The 2249-nt window shown below is 63.7% G+C and carries 2 protein-coding genes and 1 pseudogene; all 3 read left to right on the forward strand.

All coding sequences use genetic code 11. The features are described from left to right. Positions 1 to 100: 100 nt before the first annotated feature. Positions 101 to 1051, forward strand: a complete 951-nt coding sequence (locus tag EDC64_RS23300; RefSeq protein ID WP_132036249.1) for an IS1595 family transposase — start codon at positions 101 to 103, stop codon at positions 1049 to 1051. A gap of 4 nt (positions 1052 to 1055) precedes the next feature. Then, positions 1056 to 1496, forward strand: a pseudogene (locus tag EDC64_RS23305) (transposase); the annotation flags it as partial. A 281-nt stretch (positions 1497 to 1777) separates the two neighbouring features. Continuing rightward, positions 1778 to 2068 (forward strand): DUF1330 domain-containing protein, encoded by a 291-nt coding sequence (locus EDC64_RS23310; RefSeq protein ID WP_132036251.1) that lies wholly within the window; start codon positions 1778 to 1780, stop codon positions 2066 to 2068. The last annotated feature ends 181 nt before the right edge of the window (positions 2069 to 2249 follow it).

Raw genomic sequence — 2249 nt, forward strand, 5'->3', positions numbered from 1 at the left:
GCGTCCGCTCCTCGAGCGATACGCACAACTCATCCGCCAAAACGCGACATTCACCGGAGCCTTCGGGATCACGTAAATGAGGGGATACTTGAGGACCGCCATGGCTCGCAACAAGGTACAGTTCCAGAAAGGGCTCTCGGAAGCCGAATTCTCGACGCGGTACGGCACCGAGGATCTCTGTCACGCCGCCCTGGTGGGCTGGCGCTGGCCTAATGGCTTCGTCTGTCCCGACTGCGGCCGCACCGCCCACTGCATCGTCCAGAGGGGAACGCGCCGGCTGTTCCAATGCAACGCCTGCCGCAAACAGACGTCAGTGCGGGCCGGCACCCTCTTCGCCTCCAGCAAGCTGCCGCTGACCACCTGGTTTCGGGCGATGTACCTGATCACCCAGTCGAAGAAGGGCATTGCCAGCATCGAACTCGGCCGGCGGCTGGGGGTGACGCAGACTTCGGCGTGGCTGATGAAGCACAAGCTCATGCAGGTCATGCTCGAACGCAACGCGAGTGCCCGCCTGAAAGGCCGCATCGAGATGGACGACGCCTACATCGGCGGCGAGCGACCCGGCCGACACGGGCGCGGTGCGGCGGGAAAGACGCCGTTCGTGGCGGCGGTCGAGACCACCGACGACGGCAAGCCCCACCGAGTCATCCTGCGACGGGTCGATGGCTTCCGGAGCAAGGCCCTGGCCGGGCTCGCCGAGAAGGCGCTGACGCCGGACGCGAAAGGCGTCAGCGACGGTCTCGCCTGCTTCCGCGCCGTCGTCGGAGCCGGCTGCGAGCATACCGCCATCGTCACCGGCTCCGGCCGAAAGGCCGCTCGAACGCCGGCTTTCGCCTGGGTCAACACCCTTCTCGGCAACGTCAAGGCCGCTCTCGTCGGCACCTATCGCGCCGTACGAGACAAGCACGTGCCCCGCTACCTCGCCGAATTCGAATACCGGTTCAACCGCCGCTACGATCTCGCCGCCATGATCCCACGCCTCGCCGTCGTCGCAGCACGCACTGCCCCCATGCCATACACGTTGATCAAACTGGCTGACGTTTATGCGTAAGCAGGAAGTCGAATGGCACCCGGGCGAGCTTGTTCCGCGCGTCGGCTTCATCGTCACCAACCTGTCGCGCCCGGCCGAGCGAGTTGTCGCCTTCTACAATCACCGCGGCACATGCGAGCAATGGATCAAAGAGGGCAAGGGCGCGATCAAGTGGACGCGGTTGTCGTGCCGGACGTTCGCGGCCAACGCCGTCCGGCTTCAGCTTCATGCCCTCGCCTACAATCTCGGCAACTTCCTGCGCACGCTGGCGACGCCGGAGCCGATCAAAGACTGGTCGCTGACCAGCCTGAGGGAGAAGCTGATCAAGGTCGGCGCCAAGCTCGTCAGCCACGGCCGCTATGTCGCCTTCCAGATGGCCGAGGTCGCCGTCTCACGCCATCTGTTCGCCGAGATTCTGCGACTGATCGCCGAACTGCGGCCGCAGCCGCCTCCAGCGCCGGCGTGAATGGGCCGGCGGCATGAGTTCCAGCAAGAACCACGGGAGAGGTGCGTCTTGGCGAGGACAGTATCTGCGCTTCCGGCACGCGCCGCGCCGATTTGACCGGCCGCCGGGCCATCTGATCGCTCACGGCAAGGTTCGGGCTTGCCAATGACCATCCTTGGGGTCAATCTTGCCCCCAAGAGCCGGTCATCCGGTGGATGCCGGCTCAAACGTCAAATGTGAATGGATCGGGCCGCCCGTACCTTCCGCAAGAGAAGGGGGGAGTTCAAGCTGGGAGGAAGCAAATGTCCAAAAAGGGCTACTGGGTTGCGATGGTCGATATTGCAGACCATGAGGGATACAAAGAATACATTGCGCTGAACAAGGCGGCGTTCGACAAATACGGCGCGTCCTTTGTTGTTCGCGCCGGACAGAGCCAGGTGATGGAAGGCGCTGACGCGAACCGTCTGGCAGTCATCGAGTTCAAGGATTACGAGACCGCCCTCGCCTGCTACAACTCTCCCGAGTATCAGAGGGCGATCAAGGCCCGAGAGAAGCATGCCCAGGCGCATCTGGCCGTGGTGGAAGGTGTCTGACGCCGGACGAATTGCCTAGCAGCCTGTCGGACTTGAGTGGGCGCGGGGGGCGTCGGCGCTTGGTAGGATGATCGGATTGATTCTCGTCTGAAGAGTGCGGGCTGTCGATGAGCAATTTCCGTCCGATCGATCGAGAGACTGGGTTCCTCCTGCCGCCCTCGGTCGACGAGTGGCTGCCGGA

Source organism: Aquabacter spiritensis (assembly GCF_004346185.1).
GTDB lineage: Bacteria > Pseudomonadota > Alphaproteobacteria > Rhizobiales > Xanthobacteraceae > Aquabacter > Aquabacter spiritensis.

What these genes read in the sequence shown, in the direction of transcription:
- EDC64_RS23300 (WP_132036249.1), top strand. Translation starts at nt 101, where the DNA reads ATGGCTCGCAACAAGGTACAGTTCCAGAAAGGGCTCTCGGAAGCCGAA.
- EDC64_RS23310 (WP_132036251.1), top strand. Translation starts at nt 1,778, where the DNA reads ATGTCCAAAAAGGGCTACTGGGTTGCGATGGTCGATATTGCAGACCAT.